This window comes from Flavobacterium sp. (genome assembly GCF_013822155.1).
Lineage (GTDB): Bacteria > Bacteroidota > Bacteroidia > Flavobacteriales > Flavobacteriaceae > Flavobacterium.
The window spans coordinates 1-1,854 of record NZ_PNJW01000145.1; the positions used below are offsets into that span (position 1 = coordinate 1).

At 34.9% G+C, this 1,854-nt stretch carries 3 protein-coding genes and 1 pseudogene; all 4 read right to left on the reverse strand.

All coding sequences use genetic code 11. The features are described 5' to 3' along the window. A partial coding sequence (locus C0512_RS15365) for a hypothetical protein (RefSeq protein WP_290863150.1) occupies positions 1-183 on the reverse strand: 183 nt, incomplete at its 3' end. Position 184: 1 nt separating this feature from the next. Continuing rightward, positions 185-1,327, reverse strand: coding sequence for an ergothioneine biosynthesis protein EgtB (egtB, locus tag C0512_RS15370; RefSeq protein ID WP_290863152.1), 1,143 nt, complete (start codon positions 1,325-1,327; stop codon positions 185-187). A gap of 51 nt (positions 1,328-1,378) precedes the next feature. Further along, the gene (locus C0512_RS15375; protein WP_290863154.1) at positions 1,379-1,660 is read right to left on the reverse strand and encodes a DUF427 domain-containing protein; all 282 of its coding nucleotides are present in this window, start codon (positions 1,658-1,660) and stop codon (positions 1,379-1,381) included. Between the two features lie 2 nt (positions 1,661-1,662). Beyond that, positions 1,663-1,854, reverse strand: a pseudogene (locus tag C0512_RS15380) (hypothetical protein); the annotation flags it as partial.

Below are 1,854 nucleotides of genomic sequence, written 5' to 3' on the forward strand. Positions count from 1 at the left end.
AGTTTTAAAACCACCCGCCGTAATAACAGGTTCAATATTTGACATGGTCTCGTTTAACAAAAACGCATCAATTTTATTGTTTTCGAATAAGTTTTTAATATTCATTGCCTCTAGGTAGGTACCGATAAAAATATTTTCCATTGTGTTTCCTTTTCTTTTGTAATAATTGAAGACTGAATTCATTCTATTTCTTTACCAATCTAATACCGCAATACTGCCAACGCATATTGGGATGAAAAAAATTTCTATACGTCTTTCTGCTGTGGCTTATGGGGGTAGCAATTGATGCACCTCTTAAAACCATAGTGTTAATCATAAATTTCCCGTTATATTCGCCAATTGCACCAGGAGCTTTATTAAAATTAGGATAAGGCAAATAAGCACTGTTGGTCCATTCCCAAAGTTGTCCCCAACTAAATTGATCGGAAGCAATTTCCCATTCAAATTCTGTTGGCAGTCGCATTTCCTTATATTCGGCAAAAGCAAAAGCTTCATAAAAACTAATATGGTTTATGGGTTCTGACAAGTTTACTTTTTGCAATCCGTCTAAATCATATTTAAACCATTCCCCATCAATCTTATGCCAATATAAAGGTGCTTCAATTTTATTGTTATTCACCCAATGCCAGCCTTCATCATGCCATAAATTAAAATTGGTATATCCACCATCATCAATGAACGCTATAAATTCAGCGTTTGTCACTAATCGATTGGAGATTTCAAACTCGTTTAGATACACTTTATGTACACCCAGTTCATTGTCAAAACTGAAACCCTCTGCCTGATGGCCAATAGTGTAAACACCTTCGCGGATTTTAATGAATTCACTCTTTTTAGCTTGATCAGTCAATCGATACGAATCACCATAAACCGGGAAAGTGGGCTGATTACCAAAAATATATTTTATATCATATATAAAAAGCTCTTGGTGTTGCTGTTCGTGATTAATGCCAATTTCAACCAGCTCTGAAAGTTTTTCATCAAAATTGATGGAAAGTAACGTTTCCATCGCATCAGTAACATGCTTTCGATACTTGTAAACTTCTTCCACGGATGGTCTGGTCATTAATCCCCTTTCTGGCCTCAAAACCCGATCCCCAACAGTATTGTAATAACTGTTGAACAGATAGGAGAAATCAGGATTATAAACCGTATAGCCTTTCAGATATTTTGTTAAAATAAATTCTTCCCAAAACCAATTAGTGTGTGCTAAGTGCCATTTTGGCGGCGAAACAAATTCCGAAGGTTGCAGCGAATAATCTTCAATCAGTAAAGGCTTACACAAATCCTCAGATTTTTTCCTGATTTCAATAAATCTATTTTTCATTGTTTTAATTATGGACTCTAATTTACTTCTAATTTAGGAAAATATAGCAACCTATTCAGTTATTTCAATTCCTTTCCAAAAGGCTACATAATCTTTTATTTCCTTCGCTTTATCAGAAGGATTGGGATAAAACCAGGCCGCATCCTTATTGGTCGTGCCATTTACTTCAATCGTGTTATAAGATGCAGCACCTTTCCACGGACAGGTAGAATGTGTAGTGCTTTTTCTGAAAAAATCTTTTTTCAAACTGCCTGGTGGAAAATAGTGATTTCCTTCAATAACAATCGTCTCGTTGCTTTCGGCAATTATTTCGCCGTTATATATTGCTTTCATAATTAGTATATCTCTTCAATTTTAAAATCATTGTTGTTAAAACTACACATATCTCCTTTTTTCTTGCCCATCATACATTGGTATATTGGTGCTTTGGTCGAAATACTAAGAAAGTCCTTTCCATCAAATTTAAAATTACCATCGGCAGTTGCAATAACTAAATATCGATTGTTCACTTTTATAACAGCTCCCGG